This is a genomic window from Exiguobacterium sp. s102 (genome assembly GCF_018618635.1).
In the GTDB taxonomy this organism is placed as follows: domain Bacteria; phylum Bacillota; class Bacilli; order Exiguobacteriales; family Exiguobacteriaceae; genus Exiguobacterium_A; species Exiguobacterium_A oxidotolerans.
In genome coordinates, this window is the sequence record NZ_JACSML010000002.1 from 766,625 (window position 1) to 792,816 (window position 26,192).

General features: G+C 44.3%; 33 protein-coding genes and 2 pseudogenes. 17 read left to right on the top strand and 18 right to left on the bottom strand.

Translation table 11 applies throughout. From position 1 onward, the window contains the following. Positions 1-267: 267 nt before the first annotated feature. Entirely contained in the window at positions 268-3,924 is a 3,657-nt protein-coding gene (locus KNQ02_RS15630; RefSeq protein WP_251135049.1) for a YobI family P-loop NTPase, read from the top strand. Between the two features lie 270 nt (positions 3,925-4,194). On the opposite strand, the gene KNQ02_RS09065 is transcribed toward KNQ02_RS15630, so the two are convergent. Both KNQ02_RS09065 and KNQ02_RS09070 read right to left on the bottom strand, forming a co-directional pair. Then, positions 4,195-5,007, bottom strand: a complete 813-nt coding sequence (locus KNQ02_RS09065) for an SDR family NAD(P)-dependent oxidoreductase (RefSeq protein WP_214808120.1) — start codon at positions 5,005-5,007, stop codon at positions 4,195-4,197. 79 nt (positions 5,008-5,086) lie between these two features. After that, positions 5,087-5,854 carry an SDR family NAD(P)-dependent oxidoreductase gene (locus tag KNQ02_RS09070; RefSeq protein WP_214808122.1) on the bottom strand — a complete coding sequence of 256 codons (768 nt, stop codon included), beginning with the start codon at positions 5,852-5,854 and terminating at the stop codon, positions 5,087-5,089. A 123-nt stretch (positions 5,855-5,977) separates the two neighbouring features. Between KNQ02_RS09070 and KNQ02_RS09075 the strand changes: the two genes are divergently transcribed. Continuing rightward, the gene (locus KNQ02_RS09075; protein ID WP_214808124.1) at positions 5,978-6,613 is read left to right on the top strand and encodes a hypothetical protein; all 636 of its coding nucleotides are present in this window, start codon (positions 5,978-5,980) and stop codon (positions 6,611-6,613) included. A 49-nt stretch (positions 6,614-6,662) separates the two neighbouring features. Continuing rightward, positions 6,663-7,094: a DUF4362 domain-containing protein gene (locus KNQ02_RS09080; protein ID WP_214808126.1), complete on the top strand. Its 432-nt coding sequence runs from the start codon at positions 6,663-6,665 to the stop codon at positions 7,092-7,094. A 20-nt stretch (positions 7,095-7,114) separates the two neighbouring features. Here KNQ02_RS09080 and KNQ02_RS09085 read toward each other — a convergent pair whose 3' ends face one another. Then, positions 7,115-7,465, bottom strand: coding sequence for a hypothetical protein (locus KNQ02_RS09085; protein ID WP_214808129.1), 351 nt, complete (start codon positions 7,463-7,465; stop codon positions 7,115-7,117). Positions 7,466-7,570: 105 nt separating this feature from the next. Between KNQ02_RS09085 and KNQ02_RS09090 the strand changes: the two genes are divergently transcribed. From KNQ02_RS09090 to KNQ02_RS09100, 3 genes are read left to right on the top strand one after another with little or no spacing between them, the layout of a single operon-like run. Beyond that, positions 7,571-7,978 (top strand): MarR family winged helix-turn-helix transcriptional regulator, encoded by a 408-nt coding sequence (locus tag KNQ02_RS09090; protein WP_239456884.1) that lies wholly within the window; start codon positions 7,571-7,573, stop codon positions 7,976-7,978. Beyond that, positions 7,959-8,306, top strand: a complete 348-nt coding sequence (locus KNQ02_RS09095; RefSeq protein ID WP_088837048.1) for a DUF3147 family protein — start codon at positions 7,959-7,961, stop codon at positions 8,304-8,306. The genes KNQ02_RS09090 and KNQ02_RS09095 overlap by 20 nt, the downstream gene beginning before the upstream one ends. Before the next feature lie 18 nt (positions 8,307-8,324). Next, the gene (locus KNQ02_RS09100; protein ID WP_214808132.1) at positions 8,325-8,906 is read left to right on the top strand and encodes a hypothetical protein; all 582 of its coding nucleotides are present in this window, start codon (positions 8,325-8,327) and stop codon (positions 8,904-8,906) included. Between the two features lie 362 nt (positions 8,907-9,268). On the opposite strand, the gene KNQ02_RS09105 is transcribed toward KNQ02_RS09100, so the two are convergent. Both KNQ02_RS09105 and KNQ02_RS09110 read right to left on the bottom strand, forming a co-directional pair. Next, positions 9,269-10,135, bottom strand: a complete 867-nt coding sequence (locus KNQ02_RS09105) for an NAD-dependent epimerase/dehydratase family protein (RefSeq protein WP_214808135.1) — start codon at positions 10,133-10,135, stop codon at positions 9,269-9,271. Between the two features lie 21 nt (positions 10,136-10,156). Beyond that, a complete protein-coding gene (locus KNQ02_RS09110) occupies positions 10,157-10,453 on the bottom strand; it encodes a hypothetical protein (protein ID WP_251135050.1) in 297 nt (98 codons plus the stop codon). A 90-nt stretch (positions 10,454-10,543) separates the two neighbouring features. Between KNQ02_RS09110 and KNQ02_RS09115 the strand changes: the two genes are divergently transcribed. After that, complete coding sequence (locus KNQ02_RS09115) at positions 10,544-11,191, top strand: hypothetical protein (RefSeq protein WP_214808138.1); 648 nt, start codon at positions 10,544-10,546, stop codon at positions 11,189-11,191. Positions 11,192-11,195: 4 nt separating this feature from the next. Here KNQ02_RS09115 and KNQ02_RS09120 read toward each other — a convergent pair whose 3' ends face one another. Together KNQ02_RS09120 and KNQ02_RS09125 are read right to left on the bottom strand one after the other, a co-directional pair. Continuing rightward, positions 11,196-11,681 carry an NUDIX hydrolase gene (locus KNQ02_RS09120; protein WP_214808141.1) on the bottom strand — a complete coding sequence of 162 codons (486 nt, stop codon included), beginning with the start codon at positions 11,679-11,681 and terminating at the stop codon, positions 11,196-11,198. 16 nt (positions 11,682-11,697) lie between these two features. Next, entirely contained in the window at positions 11,698-12,234 is a 537-nt protein-coding gene (locus KNQ02_RS09125; RefSeq protein ID WP_214765980.1) for a hypothetical protein, read from the bottom strand. Between the two features lie 70 nt (positions 12,235-12,304). Here KNQ02_RS09125 and KNQ02_RS09130 point away from each other — a divergent pair, with 70 nt between their 5' ends. From KNQ02_RS09130 to KNQ02_RS09140, 3 genes are all read left to right on the top strand, one after another. Continuing rightward, a complete protein-coding gene (locus KNQ02_RS09130; RefSeq protein WP_088837054.1) occupies positions 12,305-12,484 on the top strand; it encodes a hypothetical protein in 180 nt (59 codons plus the stop codon). 257 nt (positions 12,485-12,741) lie between these two features. Then, on the top strand, positions 12,742-12,984 hold the full coding sequence (locus tag KNQ02_RS09135; protein WP_214808144.1) for a hypothetical protein: 243 nt from the start codon (positions 12,742-12,744) through the stop codon (positions 12,982-12,984). Positions 12,985-12,996: 12 nt separating this feature from the next. Beyond that, positions 12,997-13,503, top strand: a complete 507-nt coding sequence (locus KNQ02_RS09140; RefSeq protein WP_214808147.1) for a GNAT family N-acetyltransferase — start codon at positions 12,997-12,999, stop codon at positions 13,501-13,503. Between the two features lie 33 nt (positions 13,504-13,536). Here KNQ02_RS09140 and KNQ02_RS09145 read toward each other — a convergent pair whose 3' ends face one another. The 3 genes from KNQ02_RS09145 to KNQ02_RS09155 form a co-directional block, all read right to left on the bottom strand. Continuing rightward, the gene (locus KNQ02_RS09145) at positions 13,537-13,980 is read right to left on the bottom strand and encodes a hypothetical protein (protein WP_088837057.1); all 444 of its coding nucleotides are present in this window, start codon (positions 13,978-13,980) and stop codon (positions 13,537-13,539) included. A gap of 384 nt (positions 13,981-14,364) precedes the next feature. After that, on the bottom strand, positions 14,365-15,060 hold the full coding sequence (locus KNQ02_RS09150; RefSeq protein ID WP_214808150.1) for a DUF3169 family protein: 696 nt from the start codon (positions 15,058-15,060) through the stop codon (positions 14,365-14,367). Next, entirely contained in the window at positions 15,057-15,263 is a 207-nt protein-coding gene (locus KNQ02_RS09155) for a helix-turn-helix transcriptional regulator (protein WP_088838481.1), read from the bottom strand. Before KNQ02_RS09155 ends, KNQ02_RS09150 begins: the two co-directional genes overlap by 4 nt. A 270-nt stretch (positions 15,264-15,533) precedes the next feature. Here KNQ02_RS09155 and KNQ02_RS09160 point away from each other — a divergent pair. Then, positions 15,534-15,647 (top strand): annotated as a pseudogene (locus KNQ02_RS09160) (helix-turn-helix domain-containing protein); the annotation flags it as partial. Between the two features lie 121 nt (positions 15,648-15,768). On the opposite strand, the gene KNQ02_RS09165 reads toward KNQ02_RS09160, so the two are convergent. Together KNQ02_RS09165 and KNQ02_RS09170 are read right to left on the bottom strand one after the other, a co-directional pair. Then, positions 15,769-16,671 (bottom strand): ABC transporter ATP-binding protein, encoded by a 903-nt coding sequence (locus tag KNQ02_RS09165; RefSeq protein WP_088837059.1) that lies wholly within the window; start codon positions 16,669-16,671, stop codon positions 15,769-15,771. A 2-nt stretch (positions 16,672-16,673) separates the two neighbouring features. Further along, positions 16,674-17,357: an ABC transporter permease gene (locus KNQ02_RS09170; RefSeq protein WP_214808153.1), complete on the bottom strand. Its 684-nt coding sequence runs from the start codon at positions 17,355-17,357 to the stop codon at positions 16,674-16,676. A gap of 285 nt (positions 17,358-17,642) precedes the next feature. On the opposite strand from KNQ02_RS09170, the gene KNQ02_RS09175 reads away from it, so the two are divergent. The 3 genes from KNQ02_RS09175 to KNQ02_RS09185 all read left to right on the top strand — a co-directional run bounded on the left by KNQ02_RS09175 (position 17,643) and on the right by KNQ02_RS09185 (position 19,208). Continuing rightward, positions 17,643-18,080: an NUDIX domain-containing protein gene (locus tag KNQ02_RS09175; RefSeq protein ID WP_088837061.1), complete on the top strand. Its 438-nt coding sequence runs from the start codon at positions 17,643-17,645 to the stop codon at positions 18,078-18,080. A gap of 16 nt (positions 18,081-18,096) precedes the next feature. Continuing rightward, a complete protein-coding gene (locus KNQ02_RS09180) occupies positions 18,097-18,564 on the top strand; it encodes a GNAT family N-acetyltransferase (protein WP_214765988.1) in 468 nt (155 codons plus the stop codon). Positions 18,565-18,836: 272 nt separating this feature from the next. Further along, entirely contained in the window at positions 18,837-19,208 is a 372-nt protein-coding gene (locus tag KNQ02_RS09185; protein ID WP_214765990.1) for a YciI family protein, read from the top strand. 102 nt (positions 19,209-19,310) lie between these two features. On the opposite strand, the gene KNQ02_RS09190 is transcribed toward KNQ02_RS09185, so the two are convergent. After that, the gene (locus KNQ02_RS09190) at positions 19,311-20,168 is read right to left on the bottom strand and encodes a LysR family transcriptional regulator (protein ID WP_088837064.1); all 858 of its coding nucleotides are present in this window, start codon (positions 20,166-20,168) and stop codon (positions 19,311-19,313) included. 147 nt (positions 20,169-20,315) lie between these two features. Between KNQ02_RS09190 and KNQ02_RS09195 the strand changes: the two genes are divergently transcribed. Both KNQ02_RS09195 and KNQ02_RS09200 read left to right on the top strand, forming a co-directional pair. Then, on the top strand, positions 20,316-20,666 hold the full coding sequence (locus KNQ02_RS09195) for an ArsR/SmtB family transcription factor (RefSeq protein ID WP_088837065.1): 351 nt from the start codon (positions 20,316-20,318) through the stop codon (positions 20,664-20,666). Then, a complete protein-coding gene (locus KNQ02_RS09200; RefSeq protein ID WP_251131962.1) occupies positions 20,659-21,174 on the top strand; it encodes an SRPBCC family protein in 516 nt (171 codons plus the stop codon). The genes KNQ02_RS09195 and KNQ02_RS09200 overlap by 8 nt, the downstream gene beginning before the upstream one ends. A 51-nt stretch (positions 21,175-21,225) precedes the next feature. Here the strand turns inward: KNQ02_RS09200 and KNQ02_RS09205 are convergent, their stop codons facing one another. Continuing rightward, positions 21,226-21,879 (bottom strand): homing endonuclease associated repeat-containing protein, encoded by a 654-nt coding sequence (locus tag KNQ02_RS09205; RefSeq protein WP_088837067.1) that lies wholly within the window; start codon positions 21,877-21,879, stop codon positions 21,226-21,228. Positions 21,880-22,107: 228 nt separating this feature from the next. On the opposite strand from KNQ02_RS09205, the gene KNQ02_RS09210 reads away from it, so the two are divergent. Continuing rightward, positions 22,108-23,403: a globin-coupled sensor protein gene (locus KNQ02_RS09210; RefSeq protein ID WP_214808156.1), complete on the top strand. Its 1,296-nt coding sequence runs from the start codon at positions 22,108-22,110 to the stop codon at positions 23,401-23,403. 129 nt (positions 23,404-23,532) lie between these two features. Here KNQ02_RS09210 and KNQ02_RS09215 read toward each other — a convergent pair. The 4 genes and pseudogenes from KNQ02_RS09215 to KNQ02_RS09230 form a co-directional block, all read right to left on the bottom strand. Continuing rightward, positions 23,533-23,658, bottom strand: a pseudogene (locus KNQ02_RS09215) (NADPH-dependent oxidoreductase); the annotation flags it as partial. Positions 23,659-23,737: 79 nt separating this feature from the next. Then, positions 23,738-24,721 carry a ring-cleaving dioxygenase gene (locus KNQ02_RS09220; protein ID WP_214808159.1) on the bottom strand — a complete coding sequence of 328 codons (984 nt, stop codon included), beginning with the start codon at positions 24,719-24,721 and terminating at the stop codon, positions 23,738-23,740. Between the two features lie 52 nt (positions 24,722-24,773). Beyond that, complete coding sequence (locus tag KNQ02_RS09225; RefSeq protein ID WP_214808162.1) at positions 24,774-25,208, bottom strand: MarR family winged helix-turn-helix transcriptional regulator; 435 nt, start codon at positions 25,206-25,208, stop codon at positions 24,774-24,776. A 177-nt stretch (positions 25,209-25,385) separates the two neighbouring features. Continuing rightward, complete coding sequence (locus KNQ02_RS09230) at positions 25,386-26,129, bottom strand: alpha/beta hydrolase (protein ID WP_239456888.1); 744 nt, start codon at positions 26,127-26,129, stop codon at positions 25,386-25,388. Between the last annotated feature and the right edge of the window lie 63 nt (positions 26,130-26,192).

Below are 26,192 nucleotides of genomic sequence, written 5' to 3' on the forward strand. Positions count from 1 at the left end.
TTCCATTGATAATAGGTAATAAAGTTAGTTAAAATTCACGTTTTGATTTTAGTTTTGTAGTACGAAAAAAATTTTGTAGGTTATTGTATTAATGAATATAAGGTCATATGAGAACTTTTCATCAAAGGTAAACTCAAAAGAAGAAATATACATATTTTAATTAATGATCTCTATTCTAATGTTATTATCATAATGAAGAGGTAGATCTTGTAAGTTTTAGAACGAGTTTAAGTTAATCAAAATTCTAATGATTTGGATGGTATTAAAATGAAAAGTTATATTATTAAATTTATATCGATAGTAAATAATAGACTTGTCAAGATTCAAAAGAGTCTCGATGATGTTGAAAAAAATTCTGAAAAACTTTTTGAAGATTTAACACCAAGTACTGATATAGACGAAGATGGTAAATATGCTGAAGCAATCACTTGGGGATTGGAAAACAAAGAAGTGAAAAATATTGCTTTAACTGGGCCCTATGGATCAGGGAAAAGTAGTTTGTTAAAGACGTATGAAAAAAGAAATCAAGTTAAATATTATTTTTTAAATATCTCTCTAGCAACGTTTCAGTCAAAGGAAGGACAAAATCAAGAGAGTGATTTGGAAAAAAGTATACTTCAACAAATGATATATCGAGTAAAAGATCGAACTATCCCTTATTCGCGATTTAAAAGAATTAAGCATGTTAAAAATCTAAATATTATTCTATTTTTAATACTATTTGTATCTTCATTATTAGCTGGAATTTTTTTATTTCATCCAATTTATTTGAAATCTGTATTTTATGAGACACCTTTCCAAGAAAATATTACTAGTGGACTTCCCTCAAGAATAGTATTGACCATACTTCTTTTGATAATTATGTTAATGTTTCCACTCATATTTCTAAAAAATATTTATAAGTTTTTCCGTGGAAATCTAAATTTCAATAAAGTGACAATTGCAAGTACAACACTTGAAAAAAATAATGAAGAAACACAATCTATTTTTGATAAGTATTTAGATGAAATTTTATATTTTTTTGAGGCAACAAAATACAATGTAGTAGTTTTGGAGGATTTAGATCGATTTGATAACTTGGATATTTTTGAAAGGTTAAGAGAATTAAATTCTTTACTTAATAACTCTGAACAAATTAAACGTAAAATAGTATTTATTTATGCTATCAAAGATGAAATATTCGGTATTATTGACAAAGAAAGTAAAACTAATGAAATTGGAAAAAATCGAACTAAATTCTTCGATTTTATAATTCCTGTAATCCCTATCATCAATTCTTCAAACTCAATTGATAAATTAACAATAAAAATTGATAAATTATCTTATGGACATAGACTTGACCAAAACTTTTTAAGTGATATTACAATTTATATAGATGATATGAGAATTCTAAAAAATATTTTTAACGAATTTATAATATATAAAGAAAAGCTTGGAAGAATTGATTTAGATTTAAATAGACTAATGGCAATAGTCGTTTATAAAAATATCTATCCGTTTGATTTTTCGCAATTGCAATTCAATAAGGGTATCGTATACGAAATTTTAAAAAGTAAACGCGAAATCATTCACTCCACAACACTTATTTTGGATAAAGAAATTGAAAAATTAGAAGAGAAAATTGATGGTGCTGAACAAGAAACGTTGGTTTCTATAAAAGAACTTCAGGTTAGCTATTTGGATGAATTAGGCATATATAAATATGATGGGTCTAATAATTATTCTATTACCCTAGATTCAATGCAATTTAGTTGTCGGACTAGTTATGGAATCCAAAGTTTTTTTGAAAATTTAAAGAATTCAAAACAAGTCAGATATAATTTACCTAGATGGGGTAGTGGAACAGTTAATTCAACTATAATTGCATCAGTTTTCGATTCAAAGAAAAACTATTTTGAGCGAGAAGAGCATGTCAAGATTCTAGAAGAATTAAAAATTGACAGTATCAAGAACGAGCTATCAAAACTTAGGCAACAGAGAGATGAAATCAGTACAAAATCTTTAAAAGAATTGATAGCAATAAATGATCAAAAAGCTATTTTTTCAAATGTTTTTGAAGATAAAAAACTTTTAATTTACCTATTACGTCATGGATATATTGATGAGATGTATAATCATTACCTCACTTATTTTCATCCAGGAAGTTTGACAGAGAATGATATGAAGTTTATCTTCAGTATTAAAAATTATGAAGTTTTAGAAATGGATTATCCATTAAATAAAATCGATAAGATTATTGAAAGATTAAATGGGAATGAATTTAAACAAATAGAAATTCTTAACTATGATTTATTTAATTATTTAATAGAAAATAGAGAAAAGGAATTTTTTAAGAATTATTATGAAACAATTATTATTCAATTATCTAACGAAACTATTAAATCTTTAGCATTTATTAAAGGGGTTAGATTAAATGAGACTAACAAACAAATATTCATTCAGTCACTTAGTAAAAAATGGAATAATATTTGGCGATTTATTGACTCGAAAATGAATTTTAATCAAGAAGAAAAAGATAGATTTTTATCAGAAATTCTTGCTTTTTCTGATATTGAAGATATTAAGAAAATTAACCAGAAGAACGAGCTATCGGAGTATATAGCTAAACACAATAATTTTCCAATTATTGTCCCGTCGGAGAAGAAGAAAATAGAAGAAATACTATTAGTACTTAATGTTAAATTTAAATCTTTAGAAACTCTCATTGAAGATAACAGCCTTTTAAATTATGTAATACAAAATGAATTATACGAAATTAATCGAAATACACTGTCTAGTATTTTTAAAGTATCAAGTAGTCAACTATCGTATTCTTTTGTTATGAAAACAAGAAATCAAAGTGTCATATCTTATCTAGATAAAAATATTGAAATTTATATAGAACAAGTATTATTAGAAGGAGCTGTTAAAGAGGAGAATATGGACTGGTTAGTCGAATTATTAAATCATGAGGATGTCTCAATGGACTTAAAGAAAGCACTCATTGATAAACAGGACATTATTATTGATGATATTACAAAAGTAAACATTGATGTTTGGAGTAAGCTTTTCTTAACGAGTAAGGTTGATCCAGTTTGGAGTAATATACTCACCTACTTTGAAGAAAAAGGGGAAATTGATAATGAACTTCTGAATTACTTTAATTCAATAATATTATTAAAAAAATTAGTTCATCATGATATTAACGATTATAAAGATTTTTACAAAAATATTGATGAATTTTTTGAAGCGCTCATCCAAAACGAAGATATTAGGGAAGAGTCGTTTAAAGTTTTAACCAGTTCTCTTCCTCAGTATATCAATTTTCCGATTAAATCTTTAAGTAGAAGAAGAGTAACGACTTTGATTAACTATAATATATTAGCATTTAGTCATGAAAACTTAGAAACTTTGAAATCTGACTTTAATGATATTGTTATTTTATATTTAGAAAAAAATATTGATGAACTTATTGAAAACTTTAAAAATTATTCTTTAGAAAGTGATGATTTGATTCAACTTCTTCATTCAAAACGTATTTCTAAACAGTACAAGGTGAGATTAATTGAACATTTAGAAGTAAGCAAATTATCTCTTCAAGATAGTGTGTTTGCTAACGAACTCTCTGATTTTATTCTAAAAAACAATATTGAGATGTCGCTCGATTTATTTAAATGGTTATTATCATTTGATTTAAATGTCAGTAGTAAAATCAGATTAATTACAAAAAATATTAAAAATCTTAATTTTTCTAATATAACGGAAGTATTAATTGAATTAGGAAACCCTTATTCAGACATTTCAAATAATGGAAAGCGACCTCAAATTAAAAATAATCAGATAAACCAAGAATTTGTAAAATCTTTAGAAAATAAAAATTATATTTCTTCTTTTAGTACTACAAAAGAAAATATCAAGATTAATACAAAGGTAAAAAAAGATTAGATTTACATCCTATATATTATCTAAAAATGTTTTCTTATATTATGATATATTTTTATTTCAAGAATTTGAAATTAGATTGAATCCATAACGATGGCTTAATTTCCAGTCCTTGATTATCCGTTCATATTACCGCTTATAGTGACTCTGATTCTACTCAAACTGATGTAACGAATAATTGGTTGGAAAATGACATTATGAAATAAAAGAAGGTTCCGCTGTCGTAAGACAAAGCCGAACCTTCTTTTGTAGCAGTCATTAAGAAACGAACACTTACAAGCAAAATGTTGCTGGCTTTGAACCGTCCACATCGGTAAAGCCGTAGTCGCGTGCGAGATCCGAGACGAATAAGGCTTGCCCGGTCCGGTGCATCACGGTCGAATCACTCATGAGTGCGGCGACGGCCCGGCCGACGTACACGGTTGTTTCGGTCGCATCATTGCCGAATCCTGCGTCCACGACCCGTTCCGTCCGCATGAAACCGGGACACAGGGCGACGGCAGCGATTCGAGACGCTTGAAGTTCCTGACCCATGACAACCGTCATCCGGTTGATCGACTGCATCGCTAAATCGTAATACAGGTTGCCGGCGGCTTGATTCGGACTGAACGACGTCAAGTTGACAATCAATGCTGCCGGACTTTGTTCAAGCAACGGAACAGCGGCCCGCGTCGTCAGCAAATAGGCTTTTGGTCCAGCGACCATCATCGCATCCCAGTGCTCCGGTGGTCGCTCCCAAAACCGTTTACCGTCACCCGGGGGAAGCGATGCTTCCGAACCACCGAACACACTGTTGACGAGCAGATCAATCCGACCGTGTTGCGCTTGAATCTGTTGAAACAATCGGGCAACATCATCCGGATCCGTATGGTCACAGCGGACCGCAATTCCGTGGCCACCGCGAGCCGTGACACCGGCGGCCGTCTCTTCAATCGTTTCCGGACGATTGTCGGTCGTCCCGTTCTGTGTACTGCGCCCGGTCACATAAACCGTTGCCCCGGCTTGTCCGAGTTCGTAAGCAATCCCGCGTCCGGCGCCGCGTGACGCACCGGTGACGACTGCGATTTTTCCAATCCATGCTGTCATGAAGTCCTCCAATCGAATATGTAATACGTCAAACAGGGACTCTCCATGACGCGTGGAAGTCCCTGTTGCTTCGTTGTCCTTAAAACCCTTTAATCGTCATCCCGCCGTCGACGAACAGTGTCTGACCGGTGATGTACGATCCGGCGTCCGACGCGAGGAAGACCGTCGGACCGACGAGTTCCGTCAGTTCACCGACCCGACCGAGCGGTGTCACGTCGACGATGTCTTTTAAGTACGCCGGATCCGCCAGTAACGGTTCCGTCAGCGGCGTCTTGAAATACCACGGACCAATCGCATTGACGCGGATATTTTTCGGACCCCATTCGAGGGCGAGGACTTTCGTCATCTGAATCAAGGCCGCCTTCGTCGTCGCGTAGACGACACCGGTCCGCAAAGCGACGTGACCTGCAACCGAGGCGATGTTGATGATGTTGCCACCCGTGTCCTGCATCCGGCGTCCGACTTCCTGCGAAAACAGGAAGGCCGACTTCAAGTTCGTCTGTTGGATCGTCTCCCATTCGTCTTCCGTGACGTCGAGCGTTTTCGAGCGGATGTTCATCCCGGCATTGTTGACGAGCGTATCAATCCGGTCGACGAGCGTATAGGCTTTTTCGACCGTCGCGACGACTTGCGTCCGGTCGGTCACGTCACACGTCAGGACGAACGCCTGTCGTCCGAGTGCTTCAATCCGGCTTGCCGTCTCCCGTAAATCCGCTTCCGTCCGGGCGACGAGGATGACGTCAGCACCAGCTTCTGCCATCCCGATGGCAAGTGCCCGTCCGATGCCGCGTCCGGCTCCGGTCACGAGGGCTGTTGTTTGATCAAGTCGAAACGTCGGTAAGTACATCTAGCCACATCCTATCTTAAAAAAAGTCTGTCTTTACTGTACGTCTAAATTGACTGAAAAGAAAGAAAAATGCTGTAAGCACTTAATTTTAATGTTATTATTTGGGAAAAAAGGAGGGATGAGATGAAACGGAAAGTAGGGATAGCTATTTTGATCGTTTGTTTTTTAGCAGCCTCTTTTCAAGTCTTCGGGCAGTATCTCTACACGACATATATTCATGAACCGGCTGACTATACGTTTAAGTACGACATCAAACCACGTAAGCCACTCGGCTCACCAGATTTGAGGGGGAAACCTTTTCCCGCTGGTCCGATGCCTCATTTTGTTGATGTGACATTTCCGAAAGCACTCGCTTCAGTCGGCGCCATCGTGACGATCGGGCTGTTGATTTTACTGGCGTCTGTGTTGAAGAGGAAACGGAACAAACGAACGGTAAAACAAAGTGGTGATACCTCTTTTGAAGAGGAGCTGAACATCTTACCAAAACCGTCAACGTCGCCGAGTAATGATACACATTCTTACCAATCAAACAATGCCTCTGAAGTCCGTCGATTGATTCAGATGTTTGACCAGCGCCTTCCCGCTTCATCTAGGCGTCGACCGGAAGAGACGATGAAGGAATGGTTAGAGCGGATCGGGCTGACAGTTGATCCGGTGCTCTATCATCTCGTACGGTACGGGGAACAGGATGAGACATTATTTAAACAGGCAGACGTCGATATACTACGGCAACAGTTGCGGCGTCATCCAGAAAATTAACGCACGGTACTGTGCGTGGTGACAGCTTATTATGGTAGGAGGCAGACAAATGGTGAAGCAACGATGGGTAGGTCTTGTTTTGGTAGTCGTTCTTGTCGGATGTGGAAAAAGTTATCCGATTGAACAAGCAATCGAAAATGGTGATATTGTAACGACGCCAAGTCGTGAGAATGTGGAGCGGTTCCAGACATTTTTGAATCAAGTCGATCAAAAAGGCGAGGACAGCATCCGGATTACTTCCTACACAACAGAAGGTGACACGGTTTTTCAGGACGTCACGTATGACGGACAACAGTTCAGTTATTCACTCGATTCGTCGCAAGATGAGTTCGGCAACCAAGCGGACGACCGGGACGGGGAAAGCTGTCAGGCGTTGAAAAAAGACCAAACAGACGAAACGCACGTCTATCTGTTGACAGATTGTGCCGAAGGAGAAGATCATCCGTTACTCGAAGCGACAGCAGCAGAACTCGGAAAGTAAATCAGCCTTCCGGAATCGCTTCATACAAGTACGTTTGATTTTTTTTCGAAAATGTAGGGGACACCCGTCGTGTCGCCCCGGTACAGTTTCGTTCCTGCCGGCCAGTCTGTCGCCATCCCTTCCGCTAAGGGCTCGTTTGCGGTCAATTGTTTCGTGACGGTCGCAAACGATTTGACGTCTGCCTGTGTAAGCGTCACGGGTGCATCGGATAGCTGGTAAACACGGTCTTTGATTCGGATTAAGTCGGCATCTTTGTTTTGACGGGCTTCTGCGGCGATTGTATCAGTCGTCGAAACACGTGTCGTATCGTCGGAACAGCCGCTTAACGGGATGAGACTGACTGCGAGGGCAAGTGAGAGAATACGTTTCATAAAGTGATACCTCGTTTCTTTAGTGTAGGTGATTGGTAAAATACTTTATATATGTCGTTAATTACGATATAATCGCCTCATGCGATATATATAAGGGGGATATTGATGACGATTCATGAAGATTTTGCTAGACTCTATTACCATCTTCATCCGCAATGGAAAGAAAATTTGTCACATCAAAGCGTACGTATTTTGCAGATGATTCAGATGACGGCACCGATTACGGTTAAACAGGTCGCTGAAAAATTTGCCCTTTCACCGAATACGGCGTCGGAACATATTAAAAAGCTGGAACAACTCGGTTATATCGAAAAAAATCGTGCTTCAGACGATCAACGGGTGGTTCATGTGAGTCTAACGAATGAAGGGTTACGCGCAGTTCGGTCACATACAGAACTCGACGTCGATCGTGTCGCGCACGTACTCCGTCAGTTATCGGCTGACGAACAACAGTCGATTCAGCAGGCATTTCGGTTATTTCGGGAGACGGCAGATGACTGCTTTTCTGATTAAGGTGCTTTCAAGCGCAGTCGTCATCGGGATCGTGACAGAAGTGGCACGCCGTTCGGTGACATATGGTGGTGTGATCGCAGCACTTCCACTCGTCAGCCTGCTCAGTCTGATTTGGTTGGTTCAACAAGGACAGTCTAAAACGGAAGTGACGATGTTCGTTAAAAGTGTACTCTATGGATTGCCGGCAACATTTTTTCTGGTGCTGATCTTATACATATTACTCAATCAAGGGGTGTCCATATTCATCAGCGTGTTACTGGCTGGTGGATGTTGGTGGATTTTTTGGACGATTCAGCAGCAAGTCGGACTTTTTATTAGCCGGCTGTAAAATAAACGTAGCAGAACGATGTCTAAAAAAGAAGATGCTTTTTTTATCCCGAAATATAAATTCAGTCACATCCGCATGCAAGAATTGGCGTTAAAACGCGTCACGTTTGAAAATCTGACTGCCCGGCAACTGGAGCGGATTCTTCGGACGCAACTGTTTACCCGCTTCAGCGGTTCCGTGTTCGTGACCGACTACACGACGTTTGAACAGGAAATTACTTCGGATGCGTTACCTGACTTACACACGCTTCATCAGTCGATGTTGCCACTCGGCTGTTACACGGAAGACGGACTGCAATTTCTCTACAATCCTTACATGCGGTCGTATTGGACGTCGGAGCCGGCGGGCGAACGGCTTGAAGAAACGATGGAAAATAGAAAGGCAGTGGTCGAGGACTTTTATTTCAATCAAGGCGCTGAATTCCTGAGTCCCGATGCGATTGATTTACAAGTGGAAGAAACATACGGAATCGATCCGGAGGCAAACTGGGTGACGATTGATTTGCCATATTCCGTCGATGGTGTGCCGTCCGCCTTACCGCAATTGGTGAAGGAACTGGCGATGCAGGAATTCGTCATCTCGTGCAGCAAAGCGAATTAGCGTCAGTATGAACAGTTCGTCCAAAGTTACGGCGTGTCCTATACACTCATTCCGCGTCCGACCAAACGTTGGTTTCGAAAAGGATACAAGTTGAAGCATCACGATATGGAAATCAATCTTTGTGACGCGTCAGAGCAGATGATTTCTGATTTTCTTCATTTGATTGAGTCGCCGTTTTTTCAGGAGCTGTGTCATTTCAAGAAAACGGTCGCGGGTCGGCGTGTTTTGCTGTTCTTCAACAACATGCGCGTCGAGTTCGAGCAGGCGTTACTGTGTGCAGATGCAAAGAACGGAACTCAAGCGCCGTCACGCCTGATTAATTCGCGTCATAGCGTCTTTCAGTATTGCTGTCAAAGATACGTTCAAAACAACTCAATCAATCGCTGCATCGTCTCCGAAAACGAACGAACAGGTGTGTAGCCGAGCGTCGTGATTTTATCCGTTGTGTAGAGAGGGCGTTCAACCGGTCGGTCCGGCACCTGATAGGGTTTACCGGACGCCTTTATCAGTTGCATCCGAAATTCGGTCTCGGGGATGTTGGCGTCGACTGCATGAAAGATATCTCCCGGTGTTGCGCGCCGGACGGCAAGGTGAACCATTTCCGCCAAATTATCGGCGTGAACCCAGTTGACCACATCGTCCGGATGGACCCACGTGACGACTTTTGTTTCCTGCATCCGTTGGACTTGCCGGTCGCCCCAGTAAGAATTTTCTTCGGCGCAGATCGCACCGGGACGGAGGATGATGACGTCAAGCCCGTCAGCCGCATACTGTTGTAAAATCCGTTCGGACCGTACTTTCGTCAAGATGTACGGTGCCGGGTGATCGTCGCTCAGTGGCGTCGCTTCCGTTATGAGACCGCCCGCCGGTTCGCCGTAAACGGAAGTCGTCGAGATATGGAGGAACAAGGCGTGCGCGGCAAGCGCGGCAGCCGCGAGGTGTTCGACTCCGGTGACGTTCGCTGCTACGGCAAGTTCGATGTCGTCGCCGAGGTAAGCGGCACAGTGGACGACGATGTCAATGTCCTGCATCGCTGTTTCAAGCGCCGCGGCGTCCGTCAAGTCACCGAACGCGGGCGTAATCCCAAGTTGTTTGCAACGGTCGGCTTGTCCTTCGCTCCGGACGAGCCCCCGGACTTCGGTTGCTTCTTCTATAAAACGGCGGGCGACCTGTGGGCCAAGTGTTCCGCTGATCCCGGTGACGAGAATCCGTTTTCCTGTAATCTCCATAAGATGACCTTCTTTCTGTCGTTAATTGCCGTGCTCAATCGTTTCGACAAGCGGCTCCTGATCCGTCCGATAGTCGAACCGGATGACGTCATGTTTCTTTAAAGCGGATTGGTTGTCCCGCTTGTCATAAATCCGTGTTTTCCGGTCAACCGTGACTTCCGTCAACGCATAGGAGGCGTCCGGGTCCTGTTCTTCCGGTCCTAAAGAAAGTTGGTCTCCTTGTATGTCGACGATGACATAGGCGTCGTCTGCCGAACAGGCGCATAAAACGAATGACGTCAGGCAACTAACCAACAAGAACTGGATTTTGTATTTCAAGGATTCCACCTACACTTTCTTTAGCTAAGAAATGGCATCACGTTAAACTTTGCTCCGTATGGATAGGACGCTCACTACAGGAGGAGACAGATGAGTCGATTCGTAAAAGGTATGTTATTCGGTTTTGGATTAATTCTCGGAACTACTATAATACTCGGAGTCCTCTTCATCCGGTCGATGCAACCAGACGCGGAGCAAGAAAAAATCGTCAAACGCCAAGCAGAAGCTTATCTGGAACAACATTATGAAGAGGCCGAAGTTGTAGATGTCTACTTTGACAACATGGGGAATCATGTAGCATTTGATTACGCGGCGCAAGTCATCGATCGCAAAACAGGCATTGAGTTTTTAGTCTATCTCGATCAGTCGACAAATAAAGTTGTGGATACCTATTACGTCGAACAGTGGACAGCCGACGTGGTCGCGGTCATCCAGCCGTCAGTTGGAGCGGTGTTCGGGAACGATGCGGATTATCTTGTCCATTTTGATGAAGAAAGCGTGATGGCGTTAAATCTTCAGCCGGGTGCCGAGGTGGATTATCGTGATATGAAACTTTCACCGACCATCAGTATCACCCTTCACCGCAAGCAACAAGCGACTGACAAAAAGCGTTTAAACAACTTGAGTACAACACTGCAGTCAAACAACCACCTCCCGCATGGCAAAATTCAAGTCGAATATGTGGATGAAGATGGTGAATCATTCGAAGGCGGGGAAGAATTGAAAGCAGTGTTTTAAAACATTACTTCAAAACAGTCCAGGCATCATACGTTTCTGCCTCAATCCCTAACTGCGCCGATCGGATCCAGTCAAAGGCTTTGAGGACGAGCGGTGATGCATTGTCAGGCGTCACGTCCTGTTCCGAGATCCAGACAGCCCCGAGCGAATCTTGTCCGTCGAACTGTTCCGGGACAGTGATGGCACCGCCGATTGCCTTGACGGTGTAGTAGACGGCGATGTGGTGGACGTCGGTGAAATTTCGCCAGAGCCACGGAAGTTTGAAGTCAATCACGCCGATGTTTTGGAGGAGTTCGATTTCGAGACCCGTTTCTTCGCAGAACTCGCGACGCATCGCATCGGCTAACACTTCGCCCGCTTCGAGGCTGCCTCCCGGGAGGTCATAGCGATTAATGTACGGACCGCCATTTTTGTTGATGACTAATAATTGATGGTCTTTTACGAGCAGGCCATAGACGCCAAACGCGCGATGGCAGGTGGTTACTGACATATGTAACGACTCCTTTTCAGTTGATCGTGTGCTGCAAGATGGTGATTAGGGAATGGAACAGACCTATGAGATAATCGGTTCCCGAGAACAGGATCCAGACGGCAAGCGGGATTTCAAGACTCATCAATGCCTGCGTCCATCGGTACGTCGCTTGTCTTCTTTGTAAATAACAATCAACCGTAAAGAACAGGACGGCAGCAATCACGCTGAGGAAAGCGATAAGTGGGTTGAGGACAAGAAAAACGAGACCGAACGAGACGTGGAATATGCCGGAAAGAACGACTTCTTTTCTATTCTTTGCTTGGTTTCGGTAGATGAATCGACTGAATGTCTCACTCAAAATCGATGTCGTCCCACCATAAAGGAAGATGACCGGAAAGCTGTACATCAAATAGGCAGGAATGCTGATGATCACGGTCGAGAGATAGCGCAGGATTGAATAACCGATATCAGCACTCGGATCCGGTACGAACAGTCCGAGTACGATCGCAAACAGTGAACCTGCAAGTGAGGCGGCGATGATTTTGCGGTAAAAGACTAGAATCACGTCCATTTCTTGAGGCTGCGTGTATTCAAATGAATGAATGTCCGAGTATACTAGCGATATAGGAGGTTGATGCAAATTGAAGAAAAATTATACAGTCATATTTCTCCTGCTGTATGCTGCCGTCATCATGGGGGGACTTGGACTGAGTAACCTGTTTGACTCCGCGATGCTCGTCGGCGCTGGTTTAGGAACGCTCTTCCTGCTGTGTGCACTATTATTTCTCGGAAAAAAGCAAAAGGGACCGAAGACACAGTAATTTCTAGCGTTGTGTCTTTTTTTTAGCAGACGAAATGTTTCAATCAGTCATGGAACGGATGTCACAACAGCGACGGGCTAAATCAATTGCTTTTCGTTTAATAAACATGAATGTTCCTGACTTGAGCGATGATGAGGCACGGCATTCTATATGATTATAATTAGAAAATATCGGAATAGGAAGGAATAATTGGATTTTTAATAAGAGGATAATGTACTTAAGGAAAAAGCGAGATGATGCTGAACGGAGGATACTAGATGTTTACAAGAATCGAAAACCGACAACAAGATCGCCTGGCGACAAACGTAACGATTACCGGAATGCTCCTTTTTATAGTCACGCAGTGGTTTTCTGTCCTGTACGTGACGATGTTCGTCCTGTACGTGTTCAGTTTCCGGAACACGTCGAAAGATCCGTTGTCTAAAACCATTGCCGTCAATACAACGGGGCTTCTGTTATTATGGCTGCTCGTGTTTTTGTTGCAACAATTCTTGAGATGAAGAGGGGAAAACATGAACATCCAACTGATGAGCTGTACCGCGAAAGACATAGAAGCACTCTATGCCTTTGAAATCGAAAACCGTCTCTACTTCGAACAATCGATTCCTTCACGGGGCGACGCCTATTATTTGCCGGAGACGTTCAAGGAACGGCACGCGGCGCTCCTGCAGGAACAGCAAGACGGCAGTTCGTTCTTTTACCTGATCAAGGACGAAGTCGGAACAATTCTCGGTCGGATCAATCTGGTCGACCGGAACCAAATCGAAAAAACTGCTCAACTCGGCTACCGGATCGGACAAATACATGCGGGAAAAGGAATCGCCAAAGAAGCCGTCCGCTTGCTACTCGAACAATGTCGGGAACACGACATTGATGAAGTCCAGGCCAAAACGACGGATGCAAACATCGCTTCACAAAAAATCTTGGCGCACAACGGATTTGAGCCGATAGACAAGAAAGAAGAAGCGGTGTTAGACGGTCAACGGATACAATTGATGCATTACAGCTGGAGACGGTAAGGTGTTTTTAGCGAATTTTCCCGTTGAGCGGAGTCATTTTTTAGGGGGAGTAAGCGGTCGCTTTCGTTGCAACTGATAAGATGTCCAAAAATAACAGAAAGCCGATGACCCGGCGAGCAAAATGGCGAGCAACAAAAAATAGAGGTCGCTGAATACATAGTTGCCCTCATGGTTGAACAGCAGGAGGGCTAGGGCAATTAGACTGCCGGACAAACCATAGAGAACAGCTGATATGAAAAAAGTGTTCCGACTAGTCGGAAAGAACAAAAGGATTCGTTTCATAAGTAAGTCAACCATAAGTCCTGAAATTAAAATTATTGGAAACGAATAAACGGTGTAGATTAAAAAAAGATCAACGGCTGAAAAATAGACATCTTCGCCGAAATCTTGGAAAAATGCGTAGATGGACAAAATCAGAGTCAACAGACCCGATGTTACGATTGACGTCAGTCCGGCGGCAATCAGTTTGTTGAACATACGAAAACATCCTTTTCTTATGTAGAACGCCGCCCAGTTCGTTCGATTATCCAAGATACGATGAAGTAGAGCATAGCTGATGATCCAGCAATCGTCAGAGAACTCGGAATATCAAAATCACCTTTCGTGAACTGTAAAGTCAGAATTATTCCGATGACGGCACCTGATAGTACATATAAAATATTTGTAAGATAAATGTAAATCGGACAGAAGAAAAACCTTTAAATCCGTTGAAAGATGAATAATTCGCTTGCTGATGTATACAACGTATCGTCTGCTCGTTCCGACATCGGTGTATAGGACCAATATGTCAAGACGCTAGAAACAAAAATTGATGTCAGAACGACAGCAATAATTTTTTGGCATGATGATTTTCCTTTCCTTTTAACGATTTCGAATCGAAAAATAATATTTTGTATTGCTGACGATTAAGATCAAGGTGATCACGAAAATACTGAATAACTGAGAGGTCGACGTCAACAAGGAATAAAAGAGCAGTAAGATGATTCCGACAATCAACATCATGTTAACAACAGAATGTGTTTTATAAAGTCCTTCGAGCATGATATGTTTCTCACCATCATCAGATGCCGCTAGGAGTTTCATTCCGTAATCCGTTTCACTGACGTCAGGAAGGTTCCGTTCCGGATACATCTGCTGAACAAGCGTTTGAAAATGGATTGAACCGACCAATCCGACAACAATCAAAGTGGTTCCAATCACAACTAGTGGGAGTTGTTGATGGAGTACTAAATTTACGCTGACTAGAGCAAGACTGATTGGGAGGGTTAAGTTTAAACTCAGCGTACCATCGCTGAACCAGCGATACATTTGTTGGTCTGCCACATCTTCAGCATCACCCGTCAGTGACTGGTTGAGAAGACGTTGAATTTGACGATAACGAATCAGCGAAAACAGAAGTAATCCTACCAGTATCACAAGCAGTAGACCGTTTACGATGAAACTGTAGTGTGAGAAGGCGAGTCCTTCAAGCGGACTATTCATAATCCAATACATTACGAAAAATCCAATGGTGCCACCAACAAGTATCCGTACGATCATTTGTAGAGTTTTTTTCACAGTAATTCCTCCTCGTCGAATTGAAAAATATTCTCGATTGTCGTCTCGAAAACTAGGGCAATTTTAGTAGCGATCAAGAGCGACGGCATGAATTCCTCCCGTTCAATCAAACTAACAGTCTGACGTGAGATGTTGGCGCGTTTTGCCAATTCTGTTTGATTCCATCCATGGCGTGCCCGTAGTTCCTTTAATCTTGATTTCATTTCCTTCACCTCACTTGAATTATAACCAATACTCGTCTTGATGACAATGATATTAGTCAAAAAGACAAAGGGATTAGTCGTTTTTTATTCCTTCTAGAGCAACTATATGCTTGGAAAAGCCATCATGCATGATTACTTAAAGCGTGATCTTTATCAAAATTAGGCGAGAATACGCCCACTTCTAAACGATCCGGGTGAAGCCCTAGTGAAAGTGGGAGATGAATCGCCACCCTCTCTTTCGGGTATATCCTTTGTAAGGATGTGAACATCATGTTGACACACAAGGCCTGCAAATTCAGAACATACCCGACAAAAGAGCAGGAAATCCTGATCGCGAAGACCGTCGGTTGTTCGCGCTTCGTCTTCAACCACTTCTTAGCGAAGCGTAGGTGGAGGTAGTTCAACAATCTATCAAGGATTGGATAAATATGAAGACGTAGGATATTAGAAAGACAGATCATTACAAAAACAAACCCTCACCTTCATGTAAGAAGTTGAGGGTTTCCTAGACCGTCATGAAGACATCTTCTAAAGACATAGCTTCGATGTTGACTTCGTAGACTTTAATACGCGCTGCCGTCAACTGTTCAATCAAGAGTGGAATACCTTCTTCCTCTTTCACTTCTACAACGGCAAAATCTTGTTCATGTTTGATGAACCGGATGTCGTTTATTTTGCAATGCTGTAAAATCGACGTGTCAAGTGACGGACTGGTCCGAAGGTGGACACGAATCGTCTCGTTCGCCACGCGTTTTAGTTGTGCGATTGTCCCGATTTTTGCAATCAAACCATTTGTCATGATGGCGACGGTATCACAAATCTTTTCGATTTCCGTTAAATTATGCGATGTCAGAAAAATTGTCTTGCCTTGGTCCTTTAACGAGACAATCAGCTGCTGAATTTCGATGGCGGATTCTGGATCAAGACCAGACGTCGGTTCATCGAGGAAAAGGAGTTCCGGGTTGCCGAGTAGAGCTTGGGCAATGCTGATTTTCTTTTTCATTCCGAATGAAAACGATTTAATTTTTTGTTTGGCAACATTCTGCAACCCGACTTGTTCAAGTAATTTTTTTAACTTGGTCGTATTTCTTCTATCACCTTTGAGTGCCGCCATGTACTTCAAAAAATCAAGTGCCTTCATGTGTTGGTAGAGGTTGGACGTATCCGGCATGACACCGATTTTCTGTTTAATCGCATCCATGTGGTGATGCGTTTCCCCTAAAATCGTAAACGAACCACGCGTCGGCTGGGTGATACCGGTCAAGATATGAATGAACGTCGACTTGCCGGCGCCATTTCGTCCTAAAAAACCAAAGATTTCCCCTTGCTTGACGCGGAGTTGAATTCCTTTCAAGACATCCTTTGTCGCATACTGCTTATGTAAGTCACGCACTTCAATTGCTACCATCGTTACAAATCCCTTCTGTTAAACATGAAATATGACGCTGCGAGAAACAGTAAAACAAGTAAAAACGGAACAACGAGATACCCGCCGGATGCGACGACATAATAATACGGTAAGAGATACTTGAAGGACAGCAAATACCAGGTGTTCGAAAAAGCGGCCCAAAACCCGAGGACGGGACAGAGAACACCCAATATAATACCGACGAACATCGTCATGCCTGGCCGAGTAAGAACTGTCGACAACAAGACGTTTAAGCAAGTGATGAAGAACAGGACTGTGATGACAGTCAGGTAATCAAGAAAAAATGTGGACTTGGCATAGAGTGTTACAACAAAAAAACTGATGGAAATCGAACAAACCCAAAACAAAAATGATCCTAGAAACTTACCGGCGATGATGTTGAAACGGGACGTTTTGCTGACAAGCAGGCGAACCGTTTGATCATCGAGCTCACGATTCACGATGTCATGCGAGACAGCGAAGACGAACAGAAAACCTAAAAAGAAAATTGAAAACTTGATGCTTGATGTATAAGCCGAGTCATTGCCTCCATCTCCTAACAGTTCTGGATGGTTCGCGAGATAAGTGGCAGTCAAAAAGGAGGTTAACGTAAAAAATAGGACGATTGCGACGGACTTAAAACTTTTAAACGTCTGGAAAAATTCATTTCGAATGATTGGAATCATAGCTTGCTCCTTCTAAGTAAGAGTTAGTGGGTGCAGGATGTGATAAAAAATTAAAAATCAGCTCACCTTATTAGTCGTCCGTAATAAAACAGGAAGTTTGCACCAGTGTATTATCAGATAAGGCAACACCCTGATTTTAGATGGAATAAGTGTACCATAAGCATTATGTATTAGGGATAATTTACCTTTTATCGTTTTGTGATAACTCCTTGCTGTATTTGAAATGGAATATGTTATAGTAATTAAGTTAAAAAATACCATCTGTCCATGGGGGGGGAGTAAGGAATGACTGTACGGAAAAATATCGTCTATAATGTCTTATTCAATGAGACGCGGGATCAGCTGTTGATGGTCAAAAACATCGGCCCGTCGTATTCGTACTACACGCTACCGGGCGGGACGGTCGAAGCAGGTGAAACCTTACCGGAAGCAGCGATTCGCGAAGCGAAGGAAGAGACCGGTTTTGACGTCGAAGTCGGAGACCTGTTACACGTCAGTGAAGCGTTTTTCCCGCAAGTCGACGAACACTGCCTGTTCTTCTTTTTCACATCGGAAATCGTCGGTGGTGTCATCGGCACCGTCTTCCCGGATGAAATCGAAGACATCACATGGGTTGCGATTCCGGACGCCGTCCGCTACATGCAGCTCGAGCCGGAGTATGAACACATCTTGACGAAACAACAAACGGTGCCGTATATCTTCAATGGGCAAATCACACATTAAGACGGGAGTGTAATCGATGCGAATCATCGAAACAACGGACGTCGACGTCCTGGCACGACTCAACCGGTACGTCCATGAGCCGCATGTGCGTCAGCAGCCGCATCATTTTAAGCCGTACGACGTTGATGCCGTCCGTGCCTTTTTTACGAAAATCGCCGGGGAAGCGCTGTATCAGTTCCTGGTCCTTGAAGTGGAGGATGAAGCAATCGGTTACGCGTGGATTGAGTACGTCAGACGTGCTGAGAGTGCATTTAAGTTTGCTGAGGCGAAAGTCCGTGTCCATCACCTCTGTATCATGGATACGAAACAGCAGAACGGCTACGGTCGCCTGTTGCTCGAAGACATTGAACGGCGGGCACGTGAGCAGGGAATACATAAGGTTGAACTGGATTACTGGATGAGCAACGACGGGGTCGAGGTCTTCTACGAGCGAATCGGTTTTGAAAAAACGCGGCAGGTCGTCGCGAAATCGCTTGATTACTAATAGGAAGAAGGATCTAGGAACGGATAATATAGAATTGAATTTTATTTTTGGATTGTTGCGTATTGCGGTACTCGTCATGGCGATTCCGTCAATGGTGTACGCGCTGTATCTGTTACGCAAGATTGCAAATAAATAAGAAACCCTTTGTTTTCGTCAGGGAGACAAGGGGTTTTTCTGTTAAATAGGGGATTTAAGCGAGTGAGTCAACTCAAATCAGGGTATTTTTTTAAAGAGCGACGTGTCAGGAAAGCTTTGGAACTAGGAGGGGTTAGATGATATTTCTATTCATCGGCTATTACGATGCAGAAAAGATGAATCAGTCCTCGCAAGAAGAGCTCGATGCCGTCATGGAACGCTGTAATCCACCACTTGAAGATTTTTTTGAAAAGACGAATGTCTTGTATGAATGGCGTCCGGGGGAAGAGACGAAACATGCCCGGCTCCTTGATGGACAGATTGAACGGCAGGATGGACCGGATACGCGTAAAGCGGAGCAAATCGGCAGCCTGATCCTTTTTGAAGCGGATGATTTGGAGCAGGCCGTCGACTTGGCGCTGCTCCATCCGACGACGCAACTTGCGGAAGCGGAACAGTACGGCTGGCGGATGGAAGTGCGGCCGCTGCTTGATGTCAAGGATGCTTAAGGTCAAATTAGCCACTTGCCGGGTTATATGTAAAAACAAAGCTCGACTTCCCGAAGCACAACGGGAACTCGAGCTTTGTTTTCGTATAGGGGATCATCCGTTTTAGTCATGACCAATCAAACCGAGCAATGTCTTGTGATGCGTCGCGTCACGCGTCAGAAGCGATAATTCACGTTTGACATCGAACCCTGTAATCGGCAATGTCCGGATTTCCGGGGGAAGCCCGTCCTGGAAAATCTCCGGTAAGATGGCAATCCCGAGCTTAGCACGGATGAAACCGAGCACGCTTGACCCGAACTCCATTTCGGAAGCAGCCGTATAAGTGGCACCGCGCTCCTGGAACGCCGCTTTTAAGATGTTCGTCGAGTCGCAGTCGGTCGGTAACGACAGAAACGAAGCAGCCTCAATCTGGTCGAACCGGACGTCGTCGCACCCTGTAAACCGTTCATCTTCACGGTGGAAATAGAGTAAAAACTGTTCCGTATAAAGATGCGTCGACGGATACGGATGGTCGATTTTCCGGTCGTCGAGCAGGACACCGTCGTAATGGTGTTGCTCGAGTCCTGCCATCAATTCGACATACGTATGGGCCGTCTTGATTTTGAGTTCCGGACCGTTTGCCGACGGATGGAGCGCCAAGTGTTGCGGCAAGTAGGACATCGCGACACTCGGCCATGACCCGAGTGTGAACGTAACCTGACCCTGCAATTGGTCGATTTGCCGTTGCATGTCGCTCAGTTGCGACAAAATCTGTAAGGCTTGAGCATAAACGATTTCGCCGGCTGGCGTCAAAGCGACCCCCGTCGCCGAGCGGTGAAAGACGTTTGTACCGAGATCGTGTTCTAAATTCTTAATCTGTTTACTGAGTGCCGGTTGTGTCAGATGTAACAGCTCACTCGCTTTCGTCAAACTTTTTGTTTCAGCCGTCATCTGAAATGCTTCCAACCATTCCGTTTTCATTGAAATCCCACGCTTTCTTCGTCGTTCACTGTGATTGACGATACAGCAGAACCGCTCGTGGCGACAATCAATTCGCTCAAATTTATATATTCCTCTTTTGGAATATTCCTTTTTGGGTATATAGAAGATATAGAAGAGGTGACAGCCATGACAGAACCGATGTTACAGATCATCGTCGCCTTAGCAGACGCAAACCGTCTTGCGATCGTCGACTTGTTGAAACGGGGACCGTTGACGGTCGGAGAGATTGCGGAGCGATTGAGTTTAAATCAACCGCAAGTCTCGAAGCACTTGCGGACGCTACATGATGCTGAGATCGTTCAGGTAAAACCGCTCGGTAATCGGCGGATCTATCATTTGCGTCCGGAAACTTTTTTTAAGCTGACGGCGTGGAGCCAATCATTCGAACAACAAGTCGAGGAACGGATGTTACGCCTTGAATCGTATCTTTTAGAGCTGCAGGAAAAACCAACTGAAGGAGTGACGGATGATGACTGAAAAGTTGAAAACGACGCTTGACGGATCAACCTTAATCATGGAGTGGACGTTTGATGCACCGCGTGACCTAGTCTTTTCTGCTTTCACAGAAAAAGATCACCTCGAGGCATGGTGGGGACCAGCCGGCTGGGAGACGGAAATCAAACAGTTCGAGTTCGTCCCGAACGGCATTTGGCATTACTGCATGCGGTGTCTGGATCCGGCACAAGGAGACTTTTACGGGATGGAGTCATGGGGGAAAGCAATCTTCCGGAGTATCGACGCCCCGGTCCGTTATGCCCATGCCGATTATTTTTCCGACGAGGCAGGAACGATTTCTGAAACCTTGCCAGGAAGCGAAAATGAGACGACATTCGAAGCGCTTGATGGAAAGACGCGGGTCATCTTCCGGTCTGACTTCGGGTCAGCGGAAGCCGTCCGTCAAGTTCTTGAGATGGGAATGAAAGAAGGGTTCACGTCACAATTAGAACGGCTTGACCACTGGTTAGCTGTCAACGTAAACACATGATAAGTCGAAGAAGGACGATCCTCGAGCGGGATGGTCCTTTTTTTACGGTCGTCACGCTTCGAAATCATGAGCTTCATAATACCGGACGGCTTCCCGCCAACTCGAAAACCGTTCAATCAATAATGTTAATGAAGGCGCATGGTGTTCGCGCGCCCACCGTGCATACGTCTGACTCGTCAAACGATCACCTAATTCGTCCGCGGCTTGCCGTAATCCATTGAGACAGTCTTCGTTCGTAAAACAGCCGTTTGAGGACAAAGCAAACTGTTCCAACGCATTTTTCCACGTCCCGTAATGGCGGATGATCGTATTGCTGCTGACCATGCGACGCTCGGTCTCGCGTAAGTCGGAATAGCGTTTAATCGTCACGCGCGTTCCGTATGTTTCGACGTAATGAGCGATGCTTTGTTCCACCGTCCAGCGCTTTTTTGGTCCTGTTCCTGGTTTTGGTCGGTTCAATGTCGACAGTTCTGCCGGTGTCAGTTGTCCTTCCGTGATGACACCCGCTTCCTGCAATAAATTCGTCCAGGAGTCAAAACGCTGTTCGAGTTCTTCGAGTGGCGGGTAGGGAAGATAGGCAGCGAGCTTTTGATAATGTGCTGCTCTCATCGGCTCTGGGTGAATATGATGGAGTCCTTGAATCAAGCGGATAATTTTTTGATAGTCCGTCAAATCGGGTTGAAGTGCGTGAGTGGTCTTTCGCATAGCGGAGTCTCCCTTAAAGTGGTGAAAAACTTAAATCTAGTGTAGCAGTTCGTCACGGGTTCGTTAACTAACAAAACCGTAAGATAAGGAAATAATTAATCAACGACTACGATAAGCCGATCATCCATATGATTTTGTTCTAGAAAAGAAAAAAGTGTGTTGAAAGCGTTTAATATCTGGAAAATGAACCGATATTAGGGAGGGAACGAATGACTGGGGGAATGGATGATGAAATGGTGGTCAGCGAACCGACAAGGAAACGACTTTGAGAAAGCACGTGCGTCGGTCGCAAGCGAAGTCGAGCTCGAACTCGGGACAGATTTAGTGAAACAACTCCGATTGATTGATTTAACGGTCGAGGATTTACAAAACGTCCGGGTCATCCGTGATGACGTTAAAGACTGGATGCCACAGATGGTCGATGCCTTTTATGCAGAACTCGTCCGTGTGCCGGAACTCAAGCAACTGATTGAACGGCACTCGACACTTGAGCGGTTAAAAGGGACGCTCGCGACGCACATTTTACAAATGTTCGAAGGTAAAGTGACGACAGATTATATTGCGGTACGGCAACGGATTGCCATGCGTCATGTTCAGATCGGCCTACATAATAAGTGGTACATCGCCGCTTTTCAGAATGTATTAAACGTCTTTAGCGGACACGTCGAACGAAGTACTTGGCCGGAGCTCGAAAAGATGAAAATGTTGCGTTCTGTCGGGAAGTTATTCAATCTCGAACAACAAATCGTTTTGACGATGTATGAAGCGACTGTCGACGAGGAACGTCAAGGTGTGCTGGAGACGAAACAACGTGTCGGTGCCGCCGTCCAAAAATCAACCGAGGAACTGGCGGCGATGAGTGAAGAATCGTCAGCGAGTTTCCAGGAGATGGAGCGGCATGCGAACAACGTTTCGATGACGACGGAGAAAATCTCAAGTCAGTTGGCAGAAGCCGTCAAAGAGGCGGAAGATGGTGTCAAGTTGGTCGAAGCAGAGACACAACGCTTCGAAGCCGTCGTCACGGACATGAAGGCGACGACGGAACAGGTCGCCCAGCTCGCCTTCTTGTCGCAAGAAATCGAGCGGATCGCCGCGATGGTAACGGCAATTTCCGATCAGACGAATTTATTGAGTCTGAATGCTTCCATCGAAGCGGCACGCGCCGGCGAGATGGGGCGCGGTTTTACCGTCGTTGCCCAGGAAATCCGCAAGTTAGCGGAAGAAAGCAAACGGTCAGCCGCGGAAGCGTCCGATATCGCGCAGGAAATCACGTCAAAAATGATGACGGTCTCGGGTCAGATGGCGGGAACGGAACAGTCAGTCACGCAGACGACGAATGAAATGGCGCGTGTCGTCTCGGCCTTCACGATGATTTCGAATCAGACGATCCATGTCTCAAAACAACTCGTCGACTTGTCGAGCGATACCCAGGATGTCGCCGGCACAATCGAAGGAATGCGGACCGTCGCAGAATCAATTGCCGAGACGGCGGATGACCTGCAGGAAGTCGCAACGACGTTATGACGGAAGTTGCGAACTAAAAGGCGTAGCTCCCGCTTCGGAACTACGCCTTACGTCTATAAAAGAGTAGCAATCAGGTGATTTCGGTATCGTGCCGGAGTCGCTTTATAGTGCGCTTGCATAGGAGTTTTATCACGATGCGGTGCTCACGGATGCTGCCTTTAACACAGCTCCATTTCCAAAATCCGTGAACAACGATAAAGCGGGGTGGACCCGGACGTCGACAATCATCAATTCACCTAAGATGCCGCCGATGTTTAATTTTGTCATGTTCGTTTCCTCCTCCAGTCGAATGGGTTCCTCAAACGATTTAAGCTAATTAAGATCGTGCTCGATTTTAGAGATATTCCTTTTCGATCGTCCGTGTGCTTCGGACGGTATCAATCGGACGGACCATTTGTTCAATCTGTTGCCGTTGGGATTCGAGGAATGGTGGCAAGGATAACTTTTCTCCGACCGTTTCGTACGGCTCATCGCCTAGGAAGCCGGGACCGTCTGTCGCCCATTCGAACAAGACACCGCGGGCGACCCGTGCATACAGGGATTCGAAGAAGAACCGGTCGACGTAGCCGGATGTGTTGAATTGTAACTGTTGCATCCGCTCGATCCATTCAGTTAAGGCAGCCGTGTCTTCGACGCGGAACGCGACGTGGTGGACGGTGCCGAACCCTTGACGTCCACTCGGCAGTAACAGGTTATGTTCGACGATGACCTGGGCGCCGTTTCCGCCTTGACCCATCTCAAACAGATGCAGGGAACCGGCTTGATCGATTTCCCGCATCAGCATCGCTTTTTCCAAGACGTCTTTTAACCGGTCGAATTCCGCGATCCGGATGTGAATCGGACCTAAACCGGTAATCGCGAATTCTAATGGAACGGGACCGTTCTGCCACGGGGTTCCGGAGGCGATGCCTTCGTTCAACTCGTCTGAAATCAGCATATACTGCTGGTCATCAAAATCGACGAACGAGAGCGTCTGTTTCCCGAACTGTTCCTTGATGCCGCGATGCTTGACGTCATATTTATCAAACCGTTTAATCCAGTAGTCAAGCGCTGCATCCGTCGGGACGCGAAAAGCAGTTTTAAAGATTTCATTTGTACCGTGTGTTCCTTTTGGAATGCCGGGGAAATCAAAGAATGTCATATCCGTCCCGGCTGACCCTTTGTCGTCGGCAAAAAATAGATGATAGGTCTGGATGTCATCCTGGTTGACGGTCTTCTTGACGAGACGCATCCCTAAGACATTTGTGAAGAACGCATAGTTTTTCTCGGCACTGCTTGTAATTGCCGTGACGTGGTGGATTCCTTTTAATTCATTCATGAAAATCGCTCCTTTGATTATTATCTCGAATTCGAGATATCTATTAAAAAAATTAATGGTTTTGTGCCTGGTAGCCGACTTTTTTAGCAGTGTTAATCAACGCTTTGATGTCAGACGGGTCAATTCCTTCGAACACCTGATTGATTGTTTTCTCATGTTCCGGAAAAATCGTGTCCATTAATTCTCGGCCTTCTGTGGTCAGTTCGGCAAATGTCACGCGCCGATCAGTCGGACACGCCTGCCGGACGACGTAATTCTTTTTTTCAAGCTTATTGATGACATAGGTGATGCTGCTGCTCGTAATCAAGACTTTTTTACCGATCAGTTGAATCGGTTGCCTTCCTTTATGGTACAGCAACTCGAGGACAGAAAAATCGGTCGGATTTAGTCCGGACTTCGCAACATCCTGTTTGATCACTTCATGAAGCACATCGACGGCCCGAACCATGACGGTCAACGCTTTTAAGTTCGGATTCGACTGTTCCATGTCGTTCACCTCAATTTGTCTTTAGTTCAAATATCTTTAATTCAAGATAAATATAACATCTACCGATTTCGTCGTCAATTGTTTTGATTCTCTGCATGCTGACGATATAAAAAGAGGCATCCTGTAGCGTACAGGGTGCCTTAAAACAATTTGAACTTGCTTTTCCGTGCCTGTCTTCTACCACGTCAGCTCGTTTAAGAAGGTAAGAATCTCTTCATTGATGTCGTTTCTGTCCTGACCTAACGTCATCAAGTGTTTTGATTGGGCAAACCCCTTAATTGATTTTTGATCTGACGCCACGCGGTTAAAAATCTCCTCGGCACTTTCTTTGTACAGGGGCGTGTCTAATTCTCCGTACAGGATGCGAATCGGCGAATCGATTTGCACCAAGTTGTCCCGTGTTTGGTTGACGAGCTGTTCAAAATCGACTAATGAATCAACGGGGAGATGCCGGAGCGCTTCCATTTCTGACTCGATTTGCTGCTCCTCTTTCCCTTCAATCTGTTTATAGCGTCGGGCATAATATAGCAGCCGTTTTTGCAAGGAACCGGCTTTCTTGTACATCGGCACAGACAGTGTTACAACACCGTTGACCTGCAATTCCTGTCCCAGTTTTAACGCAAGGACACCGCCAAGTGAAATACCGACGACGGCGATTTTTTCAAATCCTTTGTCCTGCAACAGTTGATAAGCGTCGAGTGCATCCTGCCACCAGTCGGCTGGTCCATAGGTCAGAAGGTCTTCTGCCGGCAGACTATGACCACTAAGTACCGGGGTGTAACACGAATACTGATTTTGCTGCAAATAACGTCCGAGCGGTTTCATGTCGTTCGGACTACTTGTAAACGAGTGTAAGAGGAGAACGGCGCGTTCACCTCCTTCATAATAGACGGGTTTGAGCGGTGATAGTTTGATGACCATAAGATGCCTCACTTTCTAGGTGTCGATTTGATTTTACGTTAATCCAATCATGATTGCGCAGTA